Genomic DNA, 25989 nt, shown 5'->3' with positions numbered 1-25989 from the left:
AGCTTGTATGAGTGTTGCCGACACGGCGCGGTCGGGACCGCCAGTTCCGCGGCATCGCGACGACGCGCTGAAGTCGGTGGCCAACACCCTCGACGTGCTGGACTGCTTCCTGGCCGACGATGAACTCGGGGTCTCCGAGGTCGCGCGCAGCCTCGGAGTGGCCAAGAGCAGTGCCCACCGGATGCTGTCCACCCTGGCCGGCCGCGGATTCGTCGAACAGAATCCCGATTCCGGCCGCTACCGGTTGGGTCTGCATCTCTACGAGCTCGGCCAGTTGTCGGTCAGCCGCAGCCGACTGCGGCAGGCCGCCCTGCCGATCATGGAGGATCTGCGGCAGCGCACCGGGCACACCATCCACCTCGGCGTTGCTGACGGCTGCGACGTGGTGCACCTGGAGCGGTTGCAGTCCCGCGAAGGCCTGGACATCTTCGATACGTTGCCGGCGCGCCGCTTCCCGACGCACTGTTCGGCGACGGGCAAGGTGCTGGCGGCCTTCGACCCCGCGGTTGCTGAGGCTCGTCGTCGCGCGGCATTCCCACCGATCACCGCAAACTCCGTGCGCAGCGTCGAGGAGTGGGACGCCACGCTGGCGAAGATCCGCCGGGCCGGTGTCGCGGTCAACCGCGACGAGGTGGCAACCGGGGCCATGTCGGTGGCAGCACCGATCTACGACGGAACCGGCCGGGCGCGCGCCGCGCTGTCGATCGTCGGTCGTACCGAAGTCATGGACCGCTGCGAGCAGCAGTTCACCCGGCTCGTCGTCGAAGCCGCGCGTCGCTTGGGCAAAATCGTGCCCTGGGGGACGTAGGCGCGAGTCGACGCCGCCATGCTGAGCATCGAGGACTTCATCACCGACGAGTGGTATCCGGGATTCGCGCCGTCTTTCGGCCACTCGCCCTACATCGTTGAGCCGTTTCGCAGCTTCACCGCTGCCGATAAGGATCGGTTCTGGTTCCTCGACTTCCACTGGGCCCGTGGACTTACCCCGCTCGGCATGATCTGGAACGAGGACGGCTATTCGTGGGGCACCCAGTGGGCCGCCGAACAGATGCCGCTTCCGCAGGGCCGCGGGATGACGCAGCGGATCGCGGGCACGCACACCTATGCCGCGGTGGTCCCCGTCCGCAACAAGCGCGAGATCGCGGCCAGGGACAAACGGATGCGGGCCTACCTTCCGAGTTTTCTGGACCGGTTCGACCTGATCTGGCGGCAACGTCGCTCCGAGATTGAAATCGGTTGGCAATCACTGCGTTCGAGAGATGTCTCGGCGCTCTCCGACGACGAGCTGGCGATGATGCTGGTCGAGGCCCGCACCTACTACCGGCGGCTTTTCGAGATCCACTTCGAGATGATGTACCCGCTGCTGTCGAACTACCTCGGCTTCCGCGGGGTGTGCCGGGAGCTGGGCTTCGACGCCGCCACGGTGGCGAAGTTCCTGCAGGGCTACGAAACGAAGATCAGCGAAACCGACCGCGCACTATGGCAACTGGCCGTCGACGCCCGCTCCGGCGGACTGGAGATGATGTTCGCCACCACCGCCGCCGAGTCGTTGCCCGCCGCCCTCGGCGCCGACGATGCCGGGCGGGTCTGGTTGAGCCGGCTCGCCGGCTTCCTCGAGACGTACGGATTTCGCACCGCCGGCACCGCCGACGTGGCGTTGCCCAGCTGGATCGAGGACCCGACGCCGGTATTGAGTACCGTCGCGGAGTTTCTTCGTCAGGATCATCCGCATGACTTCGACGCCGCCCACGACGCCGCGGTCGAAGAGCGTGAGACCGCCATCGACGAAGCCCGCGGCCGGCTGACCCGGCGTGAACAGCAGGTCTTCGATGCGGGCCTGATCTCGGTGCAGCACGCCAACTTTCCGTGGTGGCAGGATGATCACAACTACTACATCGACTTGCGGGCCTCGCTCCCGGTGCGCTGGGTGGCGCTGGAACTGGCAGAGCGGCTCGGTACCGACCGCTACGACGACACCATGTTCCTGTTCTGGCCGGAACTGCTCGACATCGCCGAACGTCAACGTGGCTATTACGGAATGAACAAGACGGTCGACGCCCGCCGCCAGTACTTCGATCACTGGCACGATCGCCGTGGCGACATGCCCAAGATGCTCGGCGCCATCCCGGAAGCGATCGATGACCCGCTGTTGATCGAGATCTACGGTCTCGACCGCGGGTATATGGAGGCGGTCCGGGCCGAGGCGGCCGGCGTGCGGGTCACCACCCTGCACGGAATACCCGCCGCGCGCGGCACCGCGCGCGGCCGCGCCCGGGTGATCCGGGAGGCGGGCGACCTGGACAAGATCTCGGCCGGAGACATTCTCGTTTGCGAATCAACCTCGGCGAGTTGGACTCCCGCGTTCAGCTGGATCGCGGGCTGCGTGTGCGACAGCGGAGGGACGCTGTCACACGCTGCGATCGTCGGCCGCGAGTACGGCGTGCCCACCGTGACCGCCTGCGGGGTGGCGACATCCAGCATCCGAGACGGTGATGACGTGCACGTCGACGGCGTCTCCGGCACCGTCACAATCCTCAAGGGGGTGCAATGAGCACTGTGGTCGACCTGGCGCAGGCAGACCTCGACAACGCCGGCCCCAAGATGGCCCGGCTGGGTGACCTCATCCGGCACGGCATCGCTGTCCCGGCCGGTTTCGTGGTGACACCCGCGGCCTACCGACGCGGAGTCGATGTCCCGGACGAGCCGCTGGCCGCCGAGATCGCACAGGCATACCGTCGGCTGTGCGGTGGCACCGACAAACCGGTGGTGGTGCGCAGTTCGGCGGTCGACGAGGACGGGTCCAAAGCCAGCTTCGCCGGGATCTACGACAGCTACCTCGGCGTGCTCGGCGCAGACCGGGTCATCGACGCGGTGCGGGCGTGCTGGGCGGGCCTGCACAGCGAACGTGCCCTTGCCTATCGGGAGCGTCTCGGGGCCGGCGCTGCCGCCGCGTCGATGGCTGTCGGCGTGATGTTGATGGTCCCGGCCCGGTCCTCCGGTGTCGCCTTCACCGTCGACCCGGTCACCGGCCGTGGTGACCGACTGATCATCGAAGCCAGTTGGGGCTTCGGTGAGCCGGTGGTCCAGGGAGTGGTCACCCCGGACCGCGTGGAGGTGGCCGACGATGGGCGGGTGCTTCGCAACGAGACCGGTGACAAGAGGATTGCCCTGGTGTACGGCAAGACCGGGCGGATGGAGCATGTCCAGCTGCCCGCCGGGCAAGCCCGCACGCCGGCCCTGACCGTCGACGAGGTGGCCCAGCTCAGTGAACGGGTCCGGGCCGTCGCTGATTTGGCGGGTCAACCGGTTGATTGTGAATGGGTGATCGACGACGCCGGCACGGTATGGATCGTGCAATGGCGCTCGGTGACAGCGCTGCCCGCGGCCGATGCACCGCTGTGGGATCCCGCCGAATACGCGGCCCGCTACGCATTTCGGTCCGCTTGAGTCGTCACGCGGTGGGTGTTCCGCCACTCGGAACGCCCGGGCGTCCGACCGGTTGAGCTCTCTAGAGTCCCTGGGGTGCAGCATCCCGGAACCGGGCTCGTCCCCAGCACGGCCGACGCCGTTGATGAATCGGTCCTCTCCCTGCTGGCGGCGTATCGAACCCGCCGACCGATCGCTCCGTTGGTGACGGCGTACCCCGAGTTGACCATCGAAGACGCCTACCGAATCCAACTGGCGCAGGTCGGGGAGTGGTTGGCCGACGGACGCCGGGTGTTGGGCCGCAAGGTCGGCTTGACCAGCCCCGCCATGCAGGCCCAAATGCAGGTCAGCCAACCCGACTTCGGCCACCTGATGGACGACATGTTCTTCGCCGAGCACGCCCCGGTTCCCGCCGATCGGTTCCTGCAGCCGCGAGCCGAACCTGAGGTCGCCTTCGTGCTGGGCCGCGACCTGCAGGGACCCGGAGTCACCGTTGCCGCGGCGGCGGCCGCGGTGGACTTCGTCCTGCCCGCATTGGAGATCATCGACTCACGCATCGCCGACTGGCAGATCGGGATTGTCGACACGATCGCCGACAATGCCTCCAGCGGGGGTGTGGTGCTGGGCAGCACCGCGCGTCGGATCGGAGAGGTGGACCTGCGGCTGGGCGGTTGCGTGTTGCACCGCAACGGTGAGATCGCGGGCACCGGAGCCGGTGGGGCCGTGCTTGGCTCGCCGCTGAACTCGTTGGCCTGGCTCGCCAACACCCTTGGCCGGCACGGCGAGGGTCTGCACGCGGGCCAGGTGATCCTGCCCGGGTCGATCACCGCCTCGATCCCATTCGGGCCGGGCGACGTCATCACCGCGACCATGGCGGGACTCGGATCGGTCACCGCCGTCATCGCCGCGAATGAGGAGCAGTCATGACGGCATGGTCAGTCGACCGGGCGGCCACCGAACTGTTGGCAGCCGAGGACGGCAGGCTCGACCGGGAGCCGATCACCGACGAGTGGCCGGAACTCGACGTGAGCACGGCCTACGCCGTTCAGGATGAGACTCTGCGTCGGCGTGAGGCGCGCGGCGAGCAGCTCGTCGGGGTAAAGCTCGGACTGACCAGCCGGGCCAAGCAACGCCGCATGAAGGTCGCGTCGCCCCTGGTGGCCTGGCTCACCGACGCGATGATTCTGCCTGCGGGAGAGCCGGTTCCGCAGGGCGCCCTGATCCACCCACGGGTCGAGCCGGAAATCGTGTTCGTGATGAAACGCCGTCTCGCCGGCCCGGGCGTGACCGCCGCACAGGCGCTGACCGCTGTCGAGGCGGTCTACGCCGGCGCCGAGGTCATCGATTCGCGCTACCGTGACTTCCGGTTCACCCTCACCGACGTCATCGCCGACAACGCCTCGTCCGGGGCGTTCATTCTGGGACCGGTGGCGCGCAGCCCGTATGACATCGACCTGGCGCTGGAAGCGGTGCTTGTCGAGGTGGACGGCAAGGTCGTCGACTCGGCGACCGGTGCTGCGGTGCAGAACCACCCGGCCGAAGCACTTGCCTTGGCGGCCAACGACCTCGGCCGCCGTGGTAAGGCCATCGAGGCCGGACAGATCGTGCTTACCGGTGGCATGACGGACGCCTTGCCCGCAGGGCCCGGCAGCCGCACGGCGTTTCACTTCACCACGTTGGGTTCGATCTTCATCTCCGGAGGACAGTGATGCCGCTCGTGCAGGTGACCCTGGCGCAGGGCCGAAGCCCCGAGCAGTTGCGGACATTGATCAGCAAGATCACCGACGCGGTGGCCGAGGCGGTCGACGCACCACCGCAGAACATCCGCGTCGTGCTCTACGAGGTTCCCAAGACCCATTGGGCTGCCGGCGATGTGACGTTGCAGGAGCGGGCGAATCAGGAGAAGCCATGACGGATCTGCCGTTCTTCGGCCACGTGATCGACGGGGTCGAGTCGTCGCCGGACGCCGGTGAGCAGTTCGACACGATCAACCCCTGGACCCGTCAGCCGTGGGCCCGGATCGCGCTGGGCGGCAAGCCGCAGGCCGACGCCGCGGTGGCGGCCGCGCGCCGCGCCTTCGACGAAGGCCCCTGGCCGCGTATGGGTTTCGCTGAGCGGGGTCGGCTGTTGAATCGGCTTGCCGATCTGCTCGAGGTACACACCGACGAACTGGCCTCCGCCGACTCGCGTGACATGGGCAAGCCCATTACCCAGGCCCGCCACGATGTGGCGCGCTCGGCGATGAACTTCCGGTTCTTCGCCGATCATGCCCGGCTGTCCACCGGAGAGACGCTGCCGATGGATTCGGGCCACCACAGCTACACCCGGTTCGAGCCGGCGGGCGTGGTATCGGCGATCGCGCCCTGGAACTTCCCGCTGATGCTGGAGACCTGGAAGATCGCGCCCGCGCTGGCGTGGGGCAACACCGTGGTGCTCAAGCCGGCCGAGGACACGCCGGCGTCGGCGACGATCATGGCCCGCCTGGCGCTGGAGGCCGGGCTGCCGCCCGGTGTGCTCAACGTGGTGCACGGATTCGGCCCGGATTCGGCCGGGCAGGCGCTGACCGAGAACGCCGACGTCAACCGCATCACGTTCACCGGCGAGTCCGGGACGGGTCGCATCATCGCCAAAGCCGCTGCCACCAATCTGATTCCGATCAGCCTGGAACTCGGCGGCAAGGGTGCCAACATCGTGTTCTCCGATGCCGACATCGACAACGCGGTGTCGTGGTCGGTCCAGGCGATCTTCCGTAATGCCGGGCAGGTCTGCCTGGCCGGCAGTCGGCTGTTCGTGCACCGCGACATCTATGACGAGTTCCTCGACCGTTACGTCGAGGCCGCCGAGAAGATGGTGATCGGCGATCCCTCCGACGACGGCACCGAATTCGGTCCCCTTGCCTCCGAGGAGCATTACACCAAGGTGTGCCGCTACCTCGACCTGGTGGAGAGCGAGGGCGGCAAGATCCGCACCGGTGGCCGCGGCGATGGCTGGGTGGTCAAACCGACGGTGGTCACCGACCTCACCGACACCTCCCGGCTGGTATGCGAGGAGATCTTCGGCCCGGTGGTCGCGGTGTTGCCGTTCGACACCGAACGCGAGGCTGTTGAGCGCGCGAACAACACTCGCTACGGCCTGAATGCAATGATTTTCACCGAGAACCTCAACCGCGCCCATCGGGTCGCGGCCCGGCTGACTGCCGGAACTGTCTGGGTGAACTGCTTTTTCATCCGCGACCTGCGGGCACCGTTCGGTGGGGTGGGCGACTCGGGCATTGGGCGGGAGGGCGGCAACTTCAGTCGCGAGTTCTTCACCGAGCCCAAGGCGGTCGTCATGCAGATCGACACCCAGGCCGACTAGCGTTGCCCTAGCGCCCCACGCTCACCGTCGTCAGTGATCCCGCGGCGCGACAACCTCACCGTCGTCGGCATCGGCTGGGGCAGAAGAGATCACGCCCTCGCCCCCGTGGTTCAACGCGCTGTGATGGCGGCCCCAGGCGAATTAGAACGCCAGCACCACCACGACCCATGCGGAGAACGCCAACCAGGTGTACCAGTGCAGGCTGAACAGAATGTACCCACACGCCAGGACCGACAAGACGGGTGTCACGGGGTAGAGGGGCACCTTGAATCCACGCGGTAGATCGGGTTCCCGCCTCCGTAGGATGATGACGCCGACGGATACGACGATGAACGCGACCAGGGTGCCGATGGACACCATGTCGGCAAGATAGTTCAGCGGGACGAAGCCGGCGAGAATACTGATCACCACCGCGACGATGATGGTGTTGTTCACCGGCGTTCTGCTGCGTGGGTGAACCTTGGCGAACAGTGGAGGCAGGAGACCGTCCCGGCCCATGGCGAACAGGATTCGGGTCTGGCCGTAGAGGACCACAAGCGTGACCGAGAAGATGGAGATCACTGCGCCGGCCGCCAAGACCGTGCCCCAGTAGTGGCCTGAGGTGACCGTGTCGAGGATGTTGGCCAGGCCGGCTTCCTGGCCCTCGAAATCCTGCCAGGGCTGCGCGCCGAGTGCGGCCACAGTGACCACCACGTAGACCGTTGTGACGGTCACCAGCGCCGCCATGATCGCCCGGGGCATGGCCTTCTGCGGATTCTTGACTTCGTCACCGGCGGTGGACACCGCATCAAGGCCGATATAGGAGAAGAAGATCGTACCGGCCGCCGTGCCGATTCCGGCGACACCGAGCGGTGCGAACTCAGTGAACCGATCGGCGTCGAAGGCTGTTAAGGCGATGACGGCGAACATCACCAGAACGCCCAGCTTTATCAGCACCATGATGGTGTTGACCTTCGCCGACTCGCTGGCTCCGCGGATGAGCAGGACGGCGCACAACCCGACCAAGACGATAGCGGGAAGGTTGATGATTCCCGGGGAAGCGTCACCCCACGGCGCAGCCGAAAGTGCCTGGGGCAGATGATGGCCGAAGAAATTGTCGAGTAGCTTGTTGACGTACTGACTCCAGCCCACCGCAACCGCGGCGGTGGACACCCCGTATTCGAGCAGCAGGCAGGCCGCCACAACCATCGCGACCAGCTCGCCGAGAGTGGTGTAGGCGTAGGAGTACGTGGACCCGGAAACCGGTACGGCTGAGGCGAGTTCGGCATAGCAGACGGCGGCAAGTCCGGCAGCGATTCCGGCGATCACAAATGAGGCAATAACCCCGGGACCGGCTTCTGGAACCGCCTCGGACAGCACGAAGAAGATGCCGGTGCCGACGGTGGCACCGACACCGAACAGCGTGAGTTGGAACGTGCCGATACTGCGTTTCAGGTGATCGGAGGCGCCGTAGGCCACGGGCGCGCCGATGACGGGCCGTCGGCGCAGCATCTGCTGGATCAGGCCGATTGACGGGGCCGTCATGTGCTCCTCCTCGATCGGATGGAAGCTGATTATGGGGCCTAACTGATCGGCTCGCCCGCCGAGCGACGGACGGACCCAGGTGAGCTGTCCAGCGGGACCAGCGATTGCTGATGAAATCGGCTGCCGCCAAGCGCATGGCACGATTCGCGTCATCTTCACCGGTGCCGATACTGCAGTTCTGCAGATGAGCGTGGCGCATGTTGGAATACGCTCCATTGCGTTGCGCGGCGCTGTCTGACCGCGTCCTCGTGTGTAGATGCCCGACGCTTGATGAGGATGGCCCCGTTGAATATCGATTCCATTTCGGTCTATGTCGGTCCCAACGTTCATGCGCGGGAGGCGGTGATCCGGCTCAGGTTGGACATCAGGCCGAGCTATGCGGAAACCCTCAAGGGCCTGGGGGCGGCAGTGATCGACCGATTGGCAGCGGTGCTGCCCGGGCTTGCGCTGGAACAGGCGGACTGGCTTGCCGCATTGCAGGCCGGCGAGGGGCTTTCCATCGGAGATCTGGTCGCCAGGCTGGCTTTGGCGCTTCAGCATGCCGCCGACAATGACGGCACACTGGCGTGGTCGAGGTCGACGGACGATCCAGATGTTGTCGAGGTGTTCTACAGCTACGGCAATGAGGACATCGGTATCGAGGCCGGCGAGGTTGCCTGCGACATGCTCGCGGCCATCGCTCGCGCCGACCTCGATGATGAAGAGGCTCCCGATCTTGACAAGAACGTCGATGATTTCCTCGACTACGCCGAAAGGCGTTCTCTGGGGCCCTCGGCCATGGAATTGGTTCGTGCTGCCAAGGCCCGCGACATTCCGGTCTACCGGCTCAACGATGCCAGCCTGATCCAGGTCGGCCAGGGCAAGTACCAGCAGAGGATCGAGGCGGCGCTGACGTCGAAGACCTCTCATATCGCCGTCGAAATCGCGTCGGACAAGAACCTCGCCAACAACATCCTCGCCGATCTCGGTCTGCCCGTGCCGAGGCAGAAGGTGGTCTACAGCGTGGACGAGGCGATGGGCGCGGCCGAACGAATCGGCTATCCCGTGGTCGTCAAGCCGCTCGACGGCAATCATGGTCGGGGCGTCACCGTCAACATCGCTGGCGAGGACGGTATCGCCGCCGCTTTCGAGACCGCCGATGCCGAAGGATCGGCCGTGGTGGTGGAGACCATGCTGCTCGGCGACGATCACCGGCTTCTGGTGGTCGATGGTCAGCTCGCCGCCGCCGCGCGCCGGGTGCCGGGGCATGTGAAGGGCGACGGGCGCCACACCGTTGCCGAGCTGGTGGATATCGTCAATCAGGACCCGCGCCGCGGCGTCGGGCATGAAAACGTGTTGACCCGCCTCGAACTCGATGACCAGGCCAAGGGCTTGCTCGAGGAGAAGGGCTACACCGCGCAGACCGTCCCCGCCGAGGGCGAGGAGGTGTATCTGCGCAAGACCGCCAACATTTCCACGGGCGGCACGGCGGTGGATGTCACCGACACGATCCATCCCGACAACAAGCTGATGGCCGAGCGGGCGATCCGGGCGATCGGACTCGATGTCGGCGCCGTGGATTTCCTCACCACCGATATCACCAAGAGCTATCGCGAGACCGGCGGCGGCATTTGCGAGATCAACGCGGGACCTGGCCTGCGCATGCATATCGCGCCGTCCGAGGGCACGCCGCGCGACGTGGGCGGGGCGATCATGGACATGCTGTTCCCGCCGGGAACCCAGGCGCGCGTTCCCATCGCCGCCCTGACCGGAACGAACGGCAAGACCACGTGCTCGCGCATGCTGGCGCACATCCTGAAAATGGCGGGTCATGTCGTCGGACAGACCTCGACCGACGCCGTCGTGATCGACGGCAACGTGACCGTCAAGGGCGACATGACTGGGCCGCTGTCGGCCAACATGGTGCTGCGCGATCCCTCGGTCGACATCGCGGTCCTGGAGACGGCGCGCGGCGGTATCGTCCGCTCCGGCCTGGGCTATAACTTTTGCGATGTGGGCGCGGTGCTCAACGTCGCGTCCGACCATCTGGGGCTCGGCGGCGTCGACACGCTGGACGGCCTTGCCCGGGTGAAACGCGTCGTTGCGGAGGTCACGCGCGGCACGGTCGTGCTGAACGCCGATGACGAGCAGACGCTGAAAATGGCGGCCTTCTCGCCCGCCAGGCAGGTCATGTATGTGACGCGCAACCCGGAGCATGAACTGGTGCGCGAACATATCCGGCTCGGCAAGCCCGCGGTCGTTCTCGAGCAGGGGGTGAACGGCGACCAGATCGTGATCTACGACAACGGTACACAGATGCAGTTGATGTGGACCCAGCTCATCCCCGCGACCCTGGAGGGCAAGGCGCTACACAACGTCGAAAACGCCATGTTCGCCGCCGGTATGGCCTATGCGCTGGGCAAGACGCTGGATCAGGTCCGCACCGGATTGCGGACCTTCGATAACAGCTTCTTCCAGAGCCCGGGCCGGATGAACGTCTTTGACGAACACGGTTTCCGGGTGATCCTCGACTATGGGCACAACGAGGCGGCAGTGGGGGCCATGGTCGACGTGGTCGACAGGCTCAAGCCTCGCGGGCGCCGGATCGTCGGTGTGACCTGCCCGGGCGACCGGCGCGACGAGGATGTCGCGGCGATTGCGGCCAAGGTGGCCGGTCACTTCGACACCTATATCTGCCACCGCGACGACAATCTGCGCGATCGCGGGCCCGACGAAATCCCGCAGCTGATGCGGGCCGCCCTGATTGCCGAGGGTGTCGCGCCCGACGCGATCACCATCATCGAGGAGGAGAGCAAGGCCCTCGAGACGGCGCTGTCGCAGGCACAACCCGACGATTTGCTGTTGTTCTTCTGCGAGGCGATCACGCGCGGCTGGAAGCAGATCGTGCACTTCACCCCGACCTTCGAGCGGACCGGACCGGAGCCCGTCTCAAAACGTCTGGCAGCATCCACATTCGACGTTCCCGATGGCTTCGTTCTCACATCGGATGACCGCGGTGTGCTGATCGTTCCGGCGAAATGACACGTAGGCTTAGCAGAATCTCATTCACTCATTGTGGGAACGCCACCCCGAAACTGGCTATCATCGGCGGCCGGCTAGAAGATGACAATGCCGCCATCTACGACGAGATGCGCCGTCTGGCGGGCGGAAGGATCGTCGTCTTCGCGACGGCCTCGTCGGCGCCCGACGAGGTCGGCGCCGAAACCGTCGGCGTTTTTCGTGCCCATGGCCTCGATGCCGTCCAAGCCGGGGTGCACGGACCCGGGGCGGCGGAGGCCGCGCAGGACACGGCGATCGCCGATCTCGTCGAGGACTACGGCAGCGTCTACTTCACCGGCGGCGACCAGTCGCTGATCACCGGGGCGCTGGCACCCCACGGTAGGGAAAGCCGGGTGCTGAAGGTCATCCGCAAAGCGCAGCGCAAGGGTTCGCTGGTCGCCGGGTCGAGCGCCGGGGCCGCCATCATGTCCGATGTGATGATCTCCGGCGGCACGTCGCTGGAAGCTGCGACCTATGGTGTCGTCGATGACCCGGACCAGCCCGGAATGCTGCTGGAGCCGGGGCTGGGCTTCTTCCCCTGGGGCATGATCGATCAGCATTTCATCAAGCGCGGCCGGTTCGGCCGGCTGGTCGTTGGCATGCAGGCGTCGGGCGCGAAGCGCGGCTTCGGCATCGACGAGAACACCGCCTTGTTCGTCGAGGGCAAGCGTGCACGGGTGATCGGCGAATACGGTGCCTTCGTACTCCACCTCGAGGAGGCGAAGGTCGATCGCCGCCGCAAGCTGATCGAAAACATCGGCTTCAGCTATGCCGACAACGGTGACAGCTATGACCTGGAAACCGGTGAGGTCCTCCCCGGTCCGGGCAAGCGGCCGGTGACCCTGCGCGACATCACCTATAAGGCCCCCGCCCGCTCGCTGCGCAACGTCTTCGGCGCCTATACGCTCTACGACCTCGTGGCGCGGCTGGTGCTGGGAGACCCCGAGGACTATCCGGCGGATCGCGCCCGCGCGATCGAGCCCAAGGCGGGTTACGCCACCAGCGTCGAGATATCCCGTCAGGGCGGCCGTGCGGCCGCCTACATTCCTGAAGGCGGGCGTGATTTCCGCATGACGGCGGTGGATTTTCGGGCCAGCATGCAGACGCGCCGGCTCAATGCGGCGCAACTGGCGGAGAACCGGCGGGCGGCACTGTCCCGCGACTATGGCGTGAAGCCGGGGCTGCAGTCGCGGGTGATGATGCTGGGCTCAGCGCCGCTCGACCGCGGCAGCCCGCTGCTGGCGGAACTGGTGTCGCGGTGCGAGGCGCCGGTGGGTGTGCTTGCCGCCGCGTCCGCCGAGCCCCGCGCCGCCGCGCGTGACTATGTCGACGCCTTGCGCGGCCACGGTGTCGAGGCCACCGATCTGCGCGTCACTATCGACAATGTTGATCGCCGGATGCGCGAGGAAGCGCTGGTCGAACAGATCGCCGCGCTGCGCACCATCATCCTGACCGGCGGTAACCAAATCAGGCTGGTGGAATCCCTGCTCTACCGCGGCGATGTCACACCGCTGCTGATGGCCATTGCTCGGGCGCGGGCCGCCGGCGCGATGATCGTCGGGGTCAGCGGCGCGGCCTCGGCGCTGTCCGGTTTCATGATCGGCGGCGGCACGTCCTACGAAGCGCTGCGCTTTGGCATTGCCTCGGATATGGGACGGCACGGATTGGTGATCCAGGAAGGGTTGGGCTTCTTCGGCGCCGCCATCGTCGACCAGAAACTGTCGTCCGCACGCCGCCTCGGTCGCCTGGCCGTCGCCTGCGCCGAGGAAGGCGTACGGTTCGGGCTCGGTCTCTTGGAAGACAGCGGCGTCATCGCTAACCACGACAACAGCCAACTCACCGCGATCGGCGCGCGCGGTGCCGTCCTGGTCGAGATTGATCCGCTCAAGACCGAGCTTGCCGGCGACGATTTCATCGCGCCCGACACCAGGCTGTGCTTTGCCGGTCCGGGGGATGTCATCGACATGGCGGCCGGCACCGTCACCCGGCTGTCGCCGGCCACCGAGTCGGCCGCCGCGCTGGACACGCTGGTGGCCGAACTGATCGAGGAATGCGTCGGCACTGCCGGGCCGGTGACCGCGCCCGGTGTCACCCATGAAGCGCACATTGCCTTGCGCTATCGCTCGCACGAGGATGGCACCGGCTACCTCGATATTGAGAGCATCCGTGATCGGCACGGATGACATTACAAAGAGAACGGACAGTTATGTATTTCGATGGGGCCACCCTGATCACGCTGCTTTCCGATGCGGAGAAAGCTGCTGCAACCACCGCTGCCATTGCCGCCGATGGCCGAGCTCAGACCTCGGCGTTCGCCGTCATCGAGGCCGCGCTGGCGCTGCCGGAACTGGGCGAGGCCGGAGTGACAGCCTTTCTCGATGCGCAGGGGATTGAACTGCGCGACCTGCCCCCGGACAACCGTTTGATCGCCGGGGCGCTGGCGGCGGAAGGCAAGCTGAGAGATCGCCTGCATGCCGCCTGTGCGGCCTACTTCGAGACGGACGTGTTCGTGTTTCCGGCCGACGTGCCGGATGCTCCCCAGCCGGAGTGAGACAGGTGGAGTGAAACAGCGATGCGCCAGACCTACGAACTGCCCGGCTCGCCACATAGCCTGACCGTGCTGCGCTTCGGTGCGGCAGGGACGGGCCGGAAAGCCTATTTGCAGGCCGGACTGCATGCCGACGAGTTGCCCGGCATGCTGGTCTTGCGCATCCTGGCCGGGCATCTGGCCGAAGCGGAGGCCCGCGGCGGGGTCCACGGTGAAATCCTGCTGCTGCCGCAGGCCAACCCGATCGGCTTGGCGCAGACCGAAACCAGCTTTCTGTTCGGTCGGCTCGAAAGCGGCACGGGGGAAAATTTCAACAGGAACTATGCCGACCTGTCAGACCTTCCCGGCCTGTCGCTGGGGCCGGACGCGGCGTCGAACGTCGAGACGATCCGGGCCGCGATGTCCGCACGGCTCGCGGCCATGCAGCCGGATGGAGCACTGGCACATCTGCGCCACAGGTTGCTGACCCTCGCCCATGACGCCGACCTCGTGCTCGATCTTCATGCCGACAACGAGGCTGAGCCGCACATGTATGTCGGCCCGGCGCTGTGGCCGGCAGCCGAGGACATCGCCGCGGCGATCGATGCGCGAGCGGTGCTTCTCTCAGAGGTGTCGGGCGGCAACCCCTTCGATGAGGCCTGCGCCGCTCCCTGGTGGGTGCTGGCCGCGAACCATCCCGATGTGCCCATTCCGCCGGCGTGCCTCGCCGCCACGCTGGAGCTGGGCAGTAATGACGATGTCAATCCCGAACGCGCCGCCGAACAAGCCACAGCGCTCTTGCGGATGCTCCAGGAACGCGGCTTTGTCGAGGGGTCGGGCGGGCACCCGCGGTTGTCCTGCCGCGCCACGCCGCTGACGGCGATGGCACAAGTTCGCTCGCCGGTCCCGGGGCTCGTCGTCTATGACCGTCGGCTGGGTGATCGGGTCCGCGCGGGCGATCTCGTCGCCACGGTGATCGATCCGCTTGGCGAGGAGACGGAATTGCGGGCCGAGACCGACGGCCGGCTCTTTGCCCGCCATAGCCAGCCGTATGCCTGGCCGGGGCGGGTGATCGGCAAGATCGCCGGTGAGGTTCCGCTGGATAGCAGAACGGGCAATCTGCTCTCGGATTGACGCTTGGTCCGGTATCGATCAGCCGAAGCTGTCGAAGCGGATCCGGTCGAGCTGGACGCCGGCGCCCTTGAGCAGGCCGGTGACGGCATCGGTCATCACCGGCGGTCCGGCCACGTAAAAGTCCGCATCGGCGAGCCCGGCCAGCAAGGGCTCGAGCGCGTGGGTCACGAATCCCTCGACGCCGGCCCAGCCGTCGTGAGCGGTGGTCAGCGCGCCGATCAGTTCGGCGTCGGGCAGCGCGAGAACCAGGTCGGCCAACTCCTGCCAGCACACCAGCTCGTCGTGAACGTTCGCGCCGTAGACCACCCGGATCGGACGGGGGTCGTGGTCGGCGGCCAACCGGAGCAGCATGCCGAGAATCGGGGCGATGCCGGTGCCACCGGCGACCAGGCACACCGGCGACTGGGACTGGCGAATCCACATGTCGCCGTAGGGCATTTCAAGAAAGACGTGGGCTCCGGGAGCCAAGGCGGAGACGGCTTCGCTGCCCGCTCGACCCGAATAACGTTTCATGATGAACTCGACCTCGGCCGACCCCGGCCGGTTGCACATCGAATAGCATCGGCGCAGATCTTCGCCCAGGTCGATGACGGCGTGCTGCCCTTCGCGGAACTCCACCGGCCGGTCCAGGGTGAATCGCAGCCGGAAGATCGCCGGCCCGATCTCCTCGCGCGCGGTGAGGACAGCGGCCCGGCGCTCGGTGGCCCGCCCGTCGCGGGGGGTGGGCTCGAGCCAGGTCGGTTTGACCACCACATCCGAGGTGGGCGTGCTCTGGCAGGCCAGGATCCTGGACCGGCGGGCGTCGCGCGGGCTGATCGACGGCGCCTCGGGGAACAGCGTTCGCACCTCACCCTCGACGAGGGTCATCTTGCACGTTCCGCAGCTGCCCCAACCACATTCGAAGGGGATCCATGCCCCGGCGCGCAGCGCGGCGCTCAGAATTCGTTCACCCTCGACGACCTCGAAACAGGTGTCGGTACCGGCGACGGCGACGCGGTGCACAACATGGTCTGCCATCCGAAAACTGTGGCAAGGCGCGGGCGGGCGCCGGGGTATCGTTCCGCTAGGCGGAACTAGACCGGGATGAACTCGACGTCGGAGAGCACGACGGCATCGTCGCGGCCGGGTGCGGTGACGACGGCGACGTAGCGGTCCCCGTCCTGCCCCGCGTTGTCCTTCCACACGTTGACCTTGATGGTCTCGCCGGGGAAGACCACGCCGGCAAAGCGTGCACCGTAAGTCTTCACCTGTGACGCGTCGGCATCCAACAGGGTGTCCACCAGCGCCTTGCAGGTCATGCCGTAGGTGCACAGCCCGTGCAGGATGGGCCTGGGAAAGCCTGCGGCGGCGGCGAATTCGGGGTCGGAATGCAGCGGATTGCGGTCACCGCAGAGCCGGTACAGCAGGGCCTGCTGCGGCAGGATCGGAACGGAGATCTCGTAATCGGGGGCGCGATCGGGGGCGGCGCCCGAGCCGGACGGACCCCGCTCGCCGCCGAATCCGCCCTCGCCCCGGGCGAAGATCGACCGCTTGGTGGTCCACAACGGGTTGCCGTCGAGGTCGCTCACCTCAGTCTCGTTGACGATGACCGCGGCCTTGCCCTTGTCCCAGATCTCGGTGAACCGGGTGACCGCGCGGGCCGTTCCGCTCGGCGGCAGGGGCGCCGGCGCGGTGACCGCCTCGCTGGCGTGCAAAACCCTGCTCAGCTCGATGTCGATGCCGGGGAACTTGACCTCGGGCGCCTCGGTCATGTGGAAGCTGGCGGCCACGCTGCTGAACGTCGGCAGCACCTGCGGAGTGCCGTCGGTCAGGTAGCGCAGCTCTTTGGGGTCCATCGGATCAGAACCCGCACCCAGACCCAGGTGGTAGAGCTGCACATCGCTGCTCGACCAGGAGAACTCGACGGGCTCGAGCTCGGCGCCCAGCGCAACGGACAGATCGATCGGCATGTCAGCCCTTTCCTGTGTCCGATGTCGCCGGCCCGGCGGCTCCGGTGTCCGATGTCGCCGGCCCGGCGGCTCCGGCAATGTGCAACGCCGCGAGGTATCCGAAAGCCATGGCGGGGCCGATGGTTCCGCCGGGGCCGGGATAGGTGTGACCCATCACCGGCGCACTGACGTTACCGGCCGCGTACAGGCCATCGATGATCGAGCCGTCGTCGCGCAGGGCCCGCCCGTGCACGTCGGTGCGGACACCGCCCTTGGTGCCCAGATCGCCGGGCACCATCTTCGCGGCATAGAACGGCCCGTGCTTGATCTCGCCGAGGTTGGGATTTGGCTTGTTGGTCGGATCGCCGTAGTAGCGGTCGTAGGCGCTCTCGCCGCGGTGGAAGTCGGCGTCCACCCCGGAGCGGGCAAACCCGTTGAACCGCTCGACGGTCGCCGCGAACGCCTCAGCAGGCAGTCCGGTCTTCTCGGCCAGCTCGGCCAGCGTGTCGGCCTTGACGATCACGCCGGACTCCATCCACTTCTTCGGAATCCGTTGCCCGGGTTGCAGGCCGGCGAAGATGTACCGGTCGCGGTACTGCTGGTCGAAGACCAGCCACGCGGGCACGTTCTCGCCCGGTCCCGCGCCCTGGCCGTACTGGCCGCCGTACATGTGATGGCAGGCCTCGACGTAGGGCATCGATTCGTTCATGAACCGCTTGCCGTTGAGGTTGACGATGATCGACCCCGGCGAGTTGCGTTCCGACAGGGCGAACCACGGTGCGCCGACCAGCGGAACGGTCGGCCCCCACCAAGCGTCCTCCATCAGTTCCAGCGCGGCGCCAAGCTTTTCGGCCGCGACGATGCCGTCGCCGGTGTTGGCCACCGCGCCGACCGTCCACTCGGTGGTGATCGGTGCGCGCTGGTACTTGATCCGCATCTGCTCGTTGTGCTCGAAACCGCCGCTGCCCAGGATGACGCCGCGGCGGGCTCGGATCAGTTGCGGGTCAGCGGCTTCCGGTCCGGTGGTGTCCCGCACATAGATGCCGCGCACCACCCCGTCCTCGACATAGAGATCGGTCAGTGCGGTGTTGAGCAGTACCGGGACGCCGGCCTCGCGCAGGCCGATGCGCAGCGGGGCGATCAGCGCCCGGCCCATGCCCACCAGATTCTTCCCGCGGGCGTTGGCCCACACGGTGCGCGCCCCGACCTTCAGGCTGCGCAACACCCCCCGGGGATGGCGCTTGAGCTGATTCAGGCGCATGTAATCCTGCTGCATCACAACGACGTTGAGCGGTACCTTGCCGTATGCCGGCTCCAGGAACTTCTCGTCGGGCCCGAGCTTCTTGGCGTCGAAGGGCTTCGGTTCCACCGAGCGTCCGCCGGCGCGCCCGCCCGGGGCCTCGGGGTAGTAGTCGGAGTAACCCGGCACCCAGCACAGCTTGAGTGGTGTGTGCTTGAGCACGAACGAGAGCATCTCCGGCCCGCGCTCCAGGTAGGTGTCGATCCGTTCCGGCTCGACGATGTCGCCGATGATGGTGTGCAGATAGGTGCGCGCGGCTTCCTTGGTGTCGGTAACACCGTCGCGCTTGAGGATCTCGTTGTTCGGGATCCACACCCCGCCACCCGACCTGGCAGTCGACCCGCCGAAGTGCGGGGCCTTCTCGACGACGACTGCCGATAATCCCTGGTGCGCGGCGGTGAGAGCGGCCACCATGCCGGCCGCACCGCTCCCGACGACGACGACGTCGAACTCCTGAACTGTCATACTAGAACACGTTATAGAATTGCCCCGTCCGGGCGCTACTGACCCCGCCTTTCCGGTCAGCGGAACGCTCGGCCAGGCAGGGTCAGGACCGAACTAGAATTGCCTGCACCGGGCGCCGTTCGCCCCGGTCACACCGACGAGGGGACTCCCGGGAATGCTCAGTGTTGCCACCCGTGACGAGCTTGCCGCCGAGCTGGCAGAAGCCGAGCGCAGCCGGGTCCCGATGACCCCGCTGACCGCCAATCACCCCGATATCGACGTGGTGGACGCCTACGAGATCCAGCTCATCAACATCCGCCAGCGGATCGCCGAAGGCGCCCGCGTGGTCGGCCACAAGGTGGGCCTCTCGTCGGAGGCGATGCAGAAGATGATGGGCGTCGACGAGCCCGACTACGGCCACCTGCTGGCCGACATGGAGGTCTTCGAGGACACCCCGGTACCCGCGGGTCGCTACCTGTTTCCCCGGGTCGAGGTCGAGGTCGGGTTCATCCTCGCCGACGATCTGCCCGGCGCCGGGTGCACCGAGGACGACGTGTTGGCCGCCACCGCGGCCTTCGCGCCGGCGATCGAGCTGATCGACACCCGGATCAAGGACTGGAAGATCGCCCTGTGCGACACCATCGCCGACAACGCCTCGTCGGCCGGATACGTGCTGGGCACCGAACGGGTGTCACCCAAGGACATCGACATCAAGAGCATCGACGCGGTGCTGACCCGCAACGGCGAGGTGGTGGCCGAAGGCCGCAGTGACGCCGTGCTGGGCAATCCCGTGACCGCCGTGGCCTGGCTGGCCCGCAAGGTCGACAGCTTCGGGGTGCGCCTGCGGGCAGGGGACATCGTTCTGCCGGGGTCGTGCACCAGGGCCATCGACGCACGCCCCGGTGACCAGTTCGTCGCCGACTTCACCGGTCTGGGCTCAGTCCGGCTGTCATTCGAGTAAGAGGAGCATCCAGTGGGCCAGAAGAGCTCAGTCGCCATCGTCGGGTCGGGCAACATCAGCACCGACCTGCTGTACAAGCTCCTTCGTTCGGAGTGGCTCGAGCCGCGCTGGATGATCGGCATCGACCCGGAGAGCGAAGGCCTGGCGCGGGCCCGCAAGCTGGGGCTGGAGACCAGCCACGAGGGTGTCGACTGGCTGCTGGCCCAGTCGGAGAAGCCGGATCTGGTGTTCGAGGCGACCAGCGCCTATGTGCACAGGGCCGCGGCGCCGCGCTACGCCGAGGCCGGTATCCGGGCCATCGACCTGACCCCGGCCGCTGTTGGGCCGGGCGTGATCCCGCCGGCTAATCTGCGCCAGCACCTGGATGCGCCGAACGTCAACATGGTCACCTGCGGTGGTCAGGCCACCATCCCGATGGTCTACGCCGTGTCTCGCGTCGTCGACGTGCCCTACGCCGAGATCGTGGCGTCGGTGTCGTCGGCCTCGGCCGGCCCCGGAACCCGGGCCAACATCGACGAGTTCACCAAGACCACCAGCGCCGGCGTCGAGGTCATCGGCGGCGCCAAGCGCGGCAAGGCCATCATCATCTTGAACCCGGCCGACCCGCCGATGATCATGCGCGACACCATCTTCTGCGCGATCCCGGAAGACGCCGACCGGGACGCCATCACCGCGTCCATCAAGGACGTGGTGGCGCAGGTGCAGACCTACGTCCCGGGCTACCGGTTGCTCAACGAGCCGCAGTTCGACGAGCCGTCGGTGGTCAACGGCGGTAATTTCGTCGTCACCACTTTCGTGGAAGTGGAGGGTGCGGGTGACTACCTGCCGCCCTACGCAGGAAATCTGGACATCATGACCGCGGCGGCCACCAAGGTCGGCGAGGAGATCGCGAAAGAGCGGGCCTCCGCGGGAACGGGAGCACAAGCATGAGCACCGACGACATCTTCTTCAACCCCATGTGGGATGTTCGGATGACGGACACCTCCCTTCGGGACGGCAGTCATCACAAGCGCCACCAGTTCACCAAGGACGAAGTCGGCGCCATCGTCGCCGCCCTGGACACCGCCGGCGTGCCGGTGATCGAGGTGACCCACGGCGACGGGCTGGGTGGTTCGAGCTTCAACTACGGGTTCTCCAAGACCCCGGAGCAGGAACTGATCAAGCTGGCCGCCGAGACGGCCAAGGAAGCCAAGATCGCCTTCCTGATGCTGCCCGGTGTGGGCACCAAAGAAGACATCAAGGAAGCGCAGAACAACGGCGGCTCGATCTGCCGCATCGCCACCCACTGCACCGAGGCGGATGTCTCGATCCAGCACTTCGGGCTGGCCCGCGAGCTCGGGTTGGAGACCGTCGGCTTCCTGATGATGAGCCACACCATCAGCCCCGAGAAGCTGGCCAAGCAGGCGCGCATCATGGCCGATGCAGGCTGCCAGTGCGTCTACGTGGTCGACTCGGCGGGCGCGCTGGTGCTCGAGGGTGTGGCCGACCGGGTGGCGGCGCTGGTCGCCGAATTGGGTGAGGACGCCCAGGTCGGTTTCCATGGCCACGAGAACCTCGGGCTCGGCGTGGCCAACTCGATCGAGGCCGTGCGCGCGGGGGCCAAGCAGATCGACGGCAGCTGCCGCCGGTTCGGTGCCGGAGCGGGCAACGCTCCGGTCGAGGCGCTGATCGGGGTGTTCGACAAGATCGGCGTCAAGACCGGCATCGACTTCTTCGAGATCGCCGACGCCGCCGAAGAGGTCGTCGCACCCGCGATGCCGGCCGAATGCCTGCTCGACCGCAACGCGCTGATCATGGGCTATTCCGGGGTGTACTCCAGCTTCCTCAAGCACGCCATCCGCCAGTCCGAACGCTACGGCGTGCCGGCCCATCAGCTGCTGCACCGCGCCGGCCAGCGCAAGCTCATCGGCGGCCAGGAGGACCAGCTCATCGACATCGCGCTGGAGATCAAGCGCGAGCAAGAGGCTGCCGCGAAGGCCTAGTCGACAGCGCTGTCGGGCCCGCAGGGCACGATGGTGCCCATGACCCAGCCGGCGGCGACCCGCGAGCACGCCCAGGCCATCCTCGAACAGCTGGCCGGGCCTGCCGCGGTCCTGCGCGACGACCAGTGGGCCGCCATCGAGGCGCTGGTGGTCCAGCGCCGGCAGGCATTGGTCGTGCAGCGCACCGGATGGGGCAAGTCGGCGGTGTACTTCATCGCTGCCAAGCTGCTGCGTGAGCAGGGGCGCGGTGCCACGGTCATCGTCTCGCCGCTGCTGGCGTTGATGCGTAACCAGGTCGCGGCTGCGCAGCGCGCGGGCGTGCGGGCGGCCACCATCAACTCCGGCAATGTCACCGAATGGGACGAGATTCACCAGCGGGTCAACGGCGGTGACCTCGATGTCCTGCTCGTCAGCCCGGAACGGCTGAACAACCCGGAGTTTCGCGACACCGTGCTGCCGGCGCTGGCCGCCGACGCCGGGCTGGTGGTGGTCGACGAGGCGCACTGCGTCTCGGACTGGGGCCACGACTTTCGGCCCGATTACCGGCGGATCCGAACATTGATCGCTGAACTCGGTTCGGGCGTGCCGGTTCTGGCGACCACCGCCACCGCCAACGACCGGGTCGTCAACGACGTCGCGGCACAGCTCGGCGTCGGCCGTGCCGACAATGTGCCGGGTGGTGGCCGGGACACTCTCGTGCTGCGCGGTGGACTCGATCGTGAGTCGCTGCGGCTATCGGTGGTCGCGGCCGGTGGCGGTGCACAGCGCACGGCCTGGCTGGCCGAGCACCTGGATTCGCTGCCTGGATCCGGGATCGTCTACACGCTGACCGTCGCCCAGGCACACGACGTGGCGGCACTGCTGCGCGAGCGCGGCCATCAGGTGGCGGCCTACACCGGGTCGACGGAAACCGCTGAGCGCGAACAACTCGAGGCCGATCTGCTGGGCAACCGGGTGAAGGCGCTGATCGCCACCTCGGCGCTGGGGATGGGGTTCGACAAGCCGGACCTGGGCTTCGTCGTGCACCTCGGAGCGCCGTCCTCGCCGATCGCGTACTACCAGCAGGTCGGCCGTGCGGGCCGCTCGACGGACAGCGCCGAGGTGGTGCTGCTGCCGGGACGTGAAGACCAGGACGTCTGGCGGTACTTCGCATCGGTGGCATTTCCCTCGGAAGCCATGGTGCGCAACGTGATTGGTGCGCTGGAACTCGACCGTCCGCAGTCGACGCCGGCCTTGGAACCGCTGGTCGATTTGGGCCGTACCCGGCTGGAGATGGTGCTCAAGGTGCTTGACGTCGACGGTGCGGTGCGGCGGGTCAAAGGTGGCTGGCTGGCCACCGGCGAATCATGGCACTACGACGAAGCCCGCTACCGCCAGCTCGACGAGGCCCGCCGCCGCGAGCAGCAGGCGATGCTGGACTATCAGAGCACCGACGAGTGTCGAATGACGTTCCTGCGCAGGCAACTCGACGACCCCGAGCTGGTCGACGGGCAGCGGTGCGGACGATGCGACAACTGCGCGGGCGCCCGGTTCGGCGCCGCGGTCAACGACGACGCGGCGGCGCGCATCCAGGAGCGGCTGATGCGACCCGGGGTGGAGGTCACGCCGCGCAAGCAGTGGCCCTCGGGGCTGGCGAAGCTGGGCCTGAACCTCAGCGGCCGCATCGGCGACGGTCCAGCACCGGGCCGGGCGATCGGAAGGCTGACGGACCTGGGCTGGGGTCCGCGGCTGCGACGGCTGATCGACGAACCCGACGCCGAGGTGCCACCGGATGTGGTGCAGGCGGCAGTCAAGGTGCTGGCCGCCTGGGACTGGGCGACGCGTCCGACCGCCGTGCTGGCGCTGGATTCGGATACCCATCCGGTCCTGATCGCCTCGCTGGCCCGAGAACTGGCCCGGCTCGGCAGGCTGACCGACCTCGGGGTGTTGCGGTACACCGCGGGCCGGCGGCCGGTCGGCGCGGCGAACTCGGCTTACCGTGTCGCGGCCCTCGAGGGTGCGTGGTCGCCGGACCCGTCGGCCGTCGGCGCGGCGGGTGGACCGGTGTTGCTCATCGATGATCTGACCGATACCGGCTGGACCCTGACGATGGCCGCCCGGGTGGTCATGCAGGCCGGGGCGCCTGCCGTGCTGCCGCTGGTGCTCGCGGCCACCAGCTGAGCGCGGGAGCCGGCCGGGGCTCGTCGTCATCGGCGAGCTGTGGTCACCACTGCGGTTTGGTGCCGCCGAGTTGTGCGGTGAGCGCGTCAGCGGTGGCCACCAATCCGCGTGCATGCTTGGCGATCTCGGAGTCGGTCAGCGCCCGGCCGATCTGCAGCGACACCACCATCGCCTGCCGGTGGTGGTGGTCGTAGACCGGAGCGGAGATGACGCTGACGTCATGGCGTTGGCGCGTGGCCGACCGGTCGACCTCGCTGGGCAGGTACACCCGCTCGCCGATGTCGGAGATCAGTTCACCCAGCAGGGCCCGCAGCTCGTCGGGCAGATTGCTGGACATGCCGGCCATGAGTGCGTAGAGCCGCCGCCCGGCCGGGGTGAGCCGCTCGACGAGGTAGCCGGAGGTCCGGCATTCGGCCACGACGCGCTCGAGCCGCTCTGTGTCGGTACGAAGCGGGATGGTCGGGTTCTTGCCCAGCCAGCTGCGCAGCGAGTCGTCGTCCCACAACACGAACATCAGACCCACCGGCGGCGCGAAGGGGTAGCTCTGCCCGACCTGCACCCCGACGTCGGATCCCGGCGGGCCGACCAGTTCCAGCAGGGTGATCCGGTCGTCGACCACGGCGGCCAGGGCGGCCGTGGTGGCGAAACTGTTCGACAGCTTGGCCAGCTCGGTGCGAGCGGCCGGGTTGACCCGCAGCGACTCCTGCGCGACGTGACCGAGCGTGATCAGGCTGGGCCCGAGCCGGTAGGTCTTGGTGGCGGCGTCGCGGACCAGGTATCCGGAATCGGTCAGCGTCGTCACGATGCCCAGGCAGGTGGGTTTGGCCAGATCGAGCGTGCGGGCCAGCTCCGAGAGGCCAAAACGCTGGTGCGGGTGCTTGGCCAGGAAGTCCAGGATCGTCAACACACGCTGGGTGGGTGGCGACGACCGGCTCGAAGTGTGTCCGTCCACCATTGCAAAATCCTACCTCTGCGGTCCAGATATGGAACGAAACGCTGGTTGACTGAGAATAGAACAGGTTCTAGTCTCAGTCGAGAACGTACCGATGCGGTCCAATAATGAAACGCGAGGTGGGTCGATGTACACCCAACCACTGGTGGACGCCATTGCCGAATCCGAACGGCTGGTGAAGGAGGCGTCGTTCATCGAAACCGAAGCCGACCTGCTGGAGGGGCTGCAGTACCTGGCCGGCTGCGTCGCGGCGTGCACCCACGTCGCCTTTGACTATGACCGTGACCATCCGTTCCTGCACTCGGGTACCGGACCCTTCACGAAGATGGGTCTGGACAACCCCGACACCATGTACTTCGGCACCCGCGTGGCGGCCGGCCACGAGTACGTCGTCACCGGCCGGCGGGGGACCACCACCGACGTCAGCTTCCAACTGCTTGGTGGTGAGTACACCGACAAGGTGGTCCCCGACAGTGAGACCGCGTTCGACGATCGCCGGCTCGACATCGCCGCCGACGGCACCTTCGAGTGGCGATTCACCCCGGATACCAACGCGCAGTTGGTCATCCGCGAGGTCTACAACGACTGGTCCGCGCAACGCGGCAGCTTCGCGATCGCCCGCACCGACACCGCCGGCACCGCGCCGCCGCCGCTGACCAAGGAGCTGATCGAAAAGCGCTGGGCCACAGCCGGTAAGCAGCTGGTACAGCGGGTCAAGACCTGGCTGCAGTTCCCGAAGTGGTTCTACGACAATCTGCCGGTCAACACACTGACCGCGCCGCGGCTCACGCCGGGAGGGCTGGCCACCCAGTACTCGTCGGTGGGTCACTACGACCTCGCACCCGAACAGGCGATCATCATCACCCTGCCGGTCACCGATGCGCCCTATCTCGGCTTCCAGCTCGGCAGTCTGTGGTACATCTCGCTGGACTACATCAACCACCAGACCTCGTTGAACGGCACTCAGGCGCAGGCCGATCCGGACGGCAAGATCCGGATCGTGGTGGCCGACCAGAACCCCGGGGTGACCAACTGGGTCGAGACGCTCGGGCACGGCAAGGGTTACCTGCAGTTCCGCTGGCAGCGGGTTTCCCGTGAGCTGACCGAGGCCGACGGGCCCACGATGGAGATCGTCGACATGGACTCGGTGGCCGGCGCGCTGCCCTACTACGAGCACAACAAGATTTCCGACGTCGACTGGCGAGCACGGATCGCGCTGCGCCAGAAGCTTATTGGTAACAGGATGGTGGGATAA

21 protein-coding genes are annotated in these 25989 nt (G+C 67.0%); 16 read left to right on the top strand and 5 right to left on the bottom strand.

The genetic code is table 11. The features are described from left to right. The first annotated feature begins 7 nt into the window (after positions 1-7). The 7 genes from ADBZ9K_RS20110 to ADBZ9K_RS20080 all read left to right on the top strand — a co-directional run bounded on the left by ADBZ9K_RS20110 (position 8) and on the right by ADBZ9K_RS20080 (position 6783). Entirely contained in the window at positions 8-808 is an 801-nt protein-coding gene (locus tag ADBZ9K_RS20110; RefSeq protein WP_526623549.1) for an IclR family transcriptional regulator, read from the top strand. 18 nt (positions 809-826) lie between these two features. Then, a complete protein-coding gene (locus ADBZ9K_RS20105) occupies positions 827-2551 on the top strand; it encodes a PEP-utilizing enzyme (protein ID WP_526623548.1) in 1725 nt (574 codons plus the stop codon). After that, positions 2548-3447 carry a PEP/pyruvate-binding domain-containing protein gene (locus tag ADBZ9K_RS20100; RefSeq protein WP_526623546.1) on the top strand — a complete coding sequence of 300 codons (900 nt, stop codon included), beginning with the start codon at positions 2548-2550 and terminating at the stop codon, positions 3445-3447. The genes ADBZ9K_RS20105 and ADBZ9K_RS20100 overlap by 4 nt, the downstream gene beginning before the upstream one ends. A gap of 141 nt (positions 3448-3588) precedes the next feature. Next, positions 3589-4353, top strand: coding sequence for a 2-keto-4-pentenoate hydratase (locus ADBZ9K_RS20095; protein ID WP_526624264.1), 765 nt, complete (start codon positions 3589-3591; stop codon positions 4351-4353). Beyond that, complete coding sequence (locus ADBZ9K_RS20090; RefSeq protein ID WP_526623545.1) at positions 4350-5135, top strand: 2-keto-4-pentenoate hydratase; 786 nt, start codon at positions 4350-4352, stop codon at positions 5133-5135. Before ADBZ9K_RS20095 ends, ADBZ9K_RS20090 begins: the two co-directional genes overlap by 4 nt. Continuing rightward, positions 5135-5338: a 2-hydroxymuconate tautomerase gene (thmT, locus tag ADBZ9K_RS20085; RefSeq protein ID WP_526623543.1), complete on the top strand. Its 204-nt coding sequence runs from the start codon at positions 5135-5137 to the stop codon at positions 5336-5338. The genes ADBZ9K_RS20090 and thmT overlap by 1 nt, the downstream gene beginning before the upstream one ends. Then, positions 5335-6783 (top strand): aldehyde dehydrogenase, encoded by a 1449-nt coding sequence (locus tag ADBZ9K_RS20080; RefSeq protein ID WP_526623541.1) that lies wholly within the window; start codon positions 5335-5337, stop codon positions 6781-6783. Before thmT ends, ADBZ9K_RS20080 begins: the two co-directional genes overlap by 4 nt. Before the next feature lie 141 nt (positions 6784-6924). Here ADBZ9K_RS20080 and ADBZ9K_RS20075 read toward each other — a convergent pair whose 3' ends face one another. Then, positions 6925-8307 (bottom strand): amino acid permease, encoded by a 1383-nt coding sequence (locus ADBZ9K_RS20075; RefSeq protein WP_526623540.1) that lies wholly within the window; start codon positions 8305-8307, stop codon positions 6925-6927. 285 nt (positions 8308-8592) lie between these two features. Here ADBZ9K_RS20075 and cphA point away from each other — a divergent pair, with 285 nt between their 5' ends. Genes cphA through ADBZ9K_RS20055 form a run of 4 tightly spaced genes read left to right on the top strand, consistent with a single transcriptional unit; the run spans position 8593 to position 15007 of the window. Next, positions 8593-11328, top strand: coding sequence for a cyanophycin synthetase (gene cphA, locus ADBZ9K_RS20070; protein WP_526623538.1), 2736 nt, complete (start codon positions 8593-8595; stop codon positions 11326-11328). After that, positions 11325-13529: a cyanophycinase gene (locus ADBZ9K_RS20065; RefSeq protein ID WP_526623536.1), complete on the top strand. Its 2205-nt coding sequence runs from the start codon at positions 11325-11327 to the stop codon at positions 13527-13529. Before cphA ends, ADBZ9K_RS20065 begins: the two co-directional genes overlap by 4 nt. 23 nt (positions 13530-13552) lie before the next feature. Further along, entirely contained in the window at positions 13553-13897 is a 345-nt protein-coding gene (locus ADBZ9K_RS20060) for a hypothetical protein (RefSeq protein ID WP_526623534.1), read from the top strand. Positions 13898-13918: 21 nt separating this feature from the next. Next, entirely contained in the window at positions 13919-15007 is a 1089-nt protein-coding gene (locus ADBZ9K_RS20055) for a succinylglutamate desuccinylase/aspartoacylase family protein (protein ID WP_526623532.1), read from the top strand. Positions 15008-15025: 18 nt separating this feature from the next. On the opposite strand, the gene ADBZ9K_RS20050 is transcribed toward ADBZ9K_RS20055, so the two are convergent. Genes ADBZ9K_RS20050 through kstD form a run of 3 tightly spaced genes read right to left on the bottom strand, consistent with a single transcriptional unit; the run spans position 15026 to position 18700 of the window. Further along, positions 15026-16024 (bottom strand): 2Fe-2S iron-sulfur cluster-binding protein, encoded by a 999-nt coding sequence (locus ADBZ9K_RS20050; protein ID WP_526623530.1) that lies wholly within the window; start codon positions 16022-16024, stop codon positions 15026-15028. A gap of 56 nt (positions 16025-16080) precedes the next feature. Then, positions 16081-16956, bottom strand: a complete 876-nt coding sequence (chsH3, locus tag ADBZ9K_RS20045; protein ID WP_526623528.1) for an enoyl-CoA hydratase ChsH3 — start codon at positions 16954-16956, stop codon at positions 16081-16083. 1 nt (position 16957) lies between these two features. Continuing rightward, a complete protein-coding gene (gene kstD / locus ADBZ9K_RS20040; RefSeq protein WP_526623526.1) occupies positions 16958-18700 on the bottom strand; it encodes a 3-oxosteroid 1-dehydrogenase in 1743 nt (580 codons plus the stop codon). A gap of 154 nt (positions 18701-18854) precedes the next feature. On the opposite strand from kstD, the gene ADBZ9K_RS20035 reads away from it, so the two are divergent. The 4 genes from ADBZ9K_RS20035 to ADBZ9K_RS20020 are packed head-to-tail and all read left to right on the top strand — an operon-like array spanning position 18855 to position 23782. Next, entirely contained in the window at positions 18855-19640 is a 786-nt protein-coding gene (locus tag ADBZ9K_RS20035) for a 2-keto-4-pentenoate hydratase (protein ID WP_526623524.1), read from the top strand. 12 nt (positions 19641-19652) lie between these two features. After that, positions 19653-20570 carry an acetaldehyde dehydrogenase (acetylating) gene (locus ADBZ9K_RS20030; protein WP_526623523.1) on the top strand — a complete coding sequence of 306 codons (918 nt, stop codon included), beginning with the start codon at positions 19653-19655 and terminating at the stop codon, positions 20568-20570. Next, positions 20567-21622, top strand: a complete 1056-nt coding sequence (gene dmpG / locus ADBZ9K_RS20025; protein ID WP_526623521.1) for a 4-hydroxy-2-oxovalerate aldolase — start codon at positions 20567-20569, stop codon at positions 21620-21622. The genes ADBZ9K_RS20030 and dmpG overlap by 4 nt, the downstream gene beginning before the upstream one ends. 39 nt (positions 21623-21661) lie before the next feature. Next, positions 21662-23782 (top strand): RecQ family ATP-dependent DNA helicase, encoded by a 2121-nt coding sequence (locus tag ADBZ9K_RS20020; RefSeq protein WP_526623519.1) that lies wholly within the window; start codon positions 21662-21664, stop codon positions 23780-23782. Positions 23783-23825: 43 nt separating this feature from the next. Here the strand turns inward: ADBZ9K_RS20020 and ADBZ9K_RS20015 are convergent, their stop codons facing one another. After that, the gene (locus ADBZ9K_RS20015; protein WP_526623517.1) at positions 23826-24737 is read right to left on the bottom strand and encodes an IclR family transcriptional regulator; all 912 of its coding nucleotides are present in this window, start codon (positions 24735-24737) and stop codon (positions 23826-23828) included. 124 nt (positions 24738-24861) lie between these two features. On the opposite strand from ADBZ9K_RS20015, the gene ADBZ9K_RS20010 reads away from it, so the two are divergent. After that, positions 24862-25989 (top strand): hypothetical protein, encoded by a 1128-nt coding sequence (locus ADBZ9K_RS20010; protein WP_526623515.1) that lies wholly within the window; start codon positions 24862-24864, stop codon positions 25987-25989.

Source organism: Mycobacterium sp. (genome assembly GCF_965229265.1).
In the GTDB taxonomy this organism is placed as follows: Bacteria; Actinomycetota; Actinomycetes; order Mycobacteriales; family Mycobacteriaceae; genus Mycobacterium.
This window is presented reverse-complemented; position numbering and strand designations above follow the sequence as displayed.

Excerpts from the sequence above, each read along its gene's own strand:
- thmT (WP_526623543.1), top strand. The coding sequence starts at position 5,135 with ATGCCGCTCGTGCAGGTGACCCTGGCGCAGGGCCGAAGCCCCGAGCAG.
- ADBZ9K_RS20090 (WP_526623545.1), top strand. The coding sequence starts at position 4,350 with ATGACGGCATGGTCAGTCGACCGGGCGGCCACCGAACTGTTGGCAGCC.
- dmpG (WP_526623521.1), top strand. The coding sequence starts at position 20,567 with ATGAGCACCGACGACATCTTCTTCAACCCCATGTGGGATGTTCGGATG.
- ADBZ9K_RS20105 (WP_526623548.1), top strand. The coding sequence starts at position 827 with ATGCTGAGCATCGAGGACTTCATCACCGACGAGTGGTATCCGGGATTC.
- ADBZ9K_RS20080 (WP_526623541.1), top strand. The coding sequence starts at position 5,335 with ATGACGGATCTGCCGTTCTTCGGCCACGTGATCGACGGGGTCGAGTCG.
- kstD (WP_526623526.1), bottom strand. The coding sequence starts at position 18,700 with ATGACAGTTCAGGAGTTCGACGTCGTCGTCGTCGGGAGCGGTGCGGCC.
- ADBZ9K_RS20100 (WP_526623546.1), top strand. The coding sequence starts at position 2,548 with ATGAGCACTGTGGTCGACCTGGCGCAGGCAGACCTCGACAACGCCGGC.
- ADBZ9K_RS20010 (WP_526623515.1), top strand. The coding sequence starts at position 24,862 with ATGTACACCCAACCACTGGTGGACGCCATTGCCGAATCCGAACGGCTG.
- ADBZ9K_RS20060 (WP_526623534.1), top strand. The coding sequence starts at position 13,553 with ATGTATTTCGATGGGGCCACCCTGATCACGCTGCTTTCCGATGCGGAG.
- ADBZ9K_RS20065 (WP_526623536.1), top strand. The coding sequence starts at position 11,325 with ATGACACGTAGGCTTAGCAGAATCTCATTCACTCATTGTGGGAACGCC.
- ADBZ9K_RS20020 (WP_526623519.1), top strand. The coding sequence starts at position 21,662 with ATGACCCAGCCGGCGGCGACCCGCGAGCACGCCCAGGCCATCCTCGAA.
- ADBZ9K_RS20075 (WP_526623540.1), bottom strand. The coding sequence starts at position 8,307 with ATGACGGCCCCGTCAATCGGCCTGATCCAGCAGATGCTGCGCCGACGG.
- ADBZ9K_RS20015 (WP_526623517.1), bottom strand. The coding sequence starts at position 24,737 with ATGGTGGACGGACACACTTCGAGCCGGTCGTCGCCACCCACCCAGCGT.
- ADBZ9K_RS20110 (WP_526623549.1), top strand. The coding sequence starts at position 8 with ATGAGTGTTGCCGACACGGCGCGGTCGGGACCGCCAGTTCCGCGGCAT.
- ADBZ9K_RS20050 (WP_526623530.1), bottom strand. The coding sequence starts at position 16,024 with ATGGCAGACCATGTTGTGCACCGCGTCGCCGTCGCCGGTACCGACACC.
- ADBZ9K_RS20055 (WP_526623532.1), top strand. The coding sequence starts at position 13,919 with ATGCGCCAGACCTACGAACTGCCCGGCTCGCCACATAGCCTGACCGTG.
- ADBZ9K_RS20035 (WP_526623524.1), top strand. The coding sequence starts at position 18,855 with ATGCTCAGTGTTGCCACCCGTGACGAGCTTGCCGCCGAGCTGGCAGAA.
- chsH3 (WP_526623528.1), bottom strand. The coding sequence starts at position 16,956 with ATGCCGATCGATCTGTCCGTTGCGCTGGGCGCCGAGCTCGAGCCCGTC.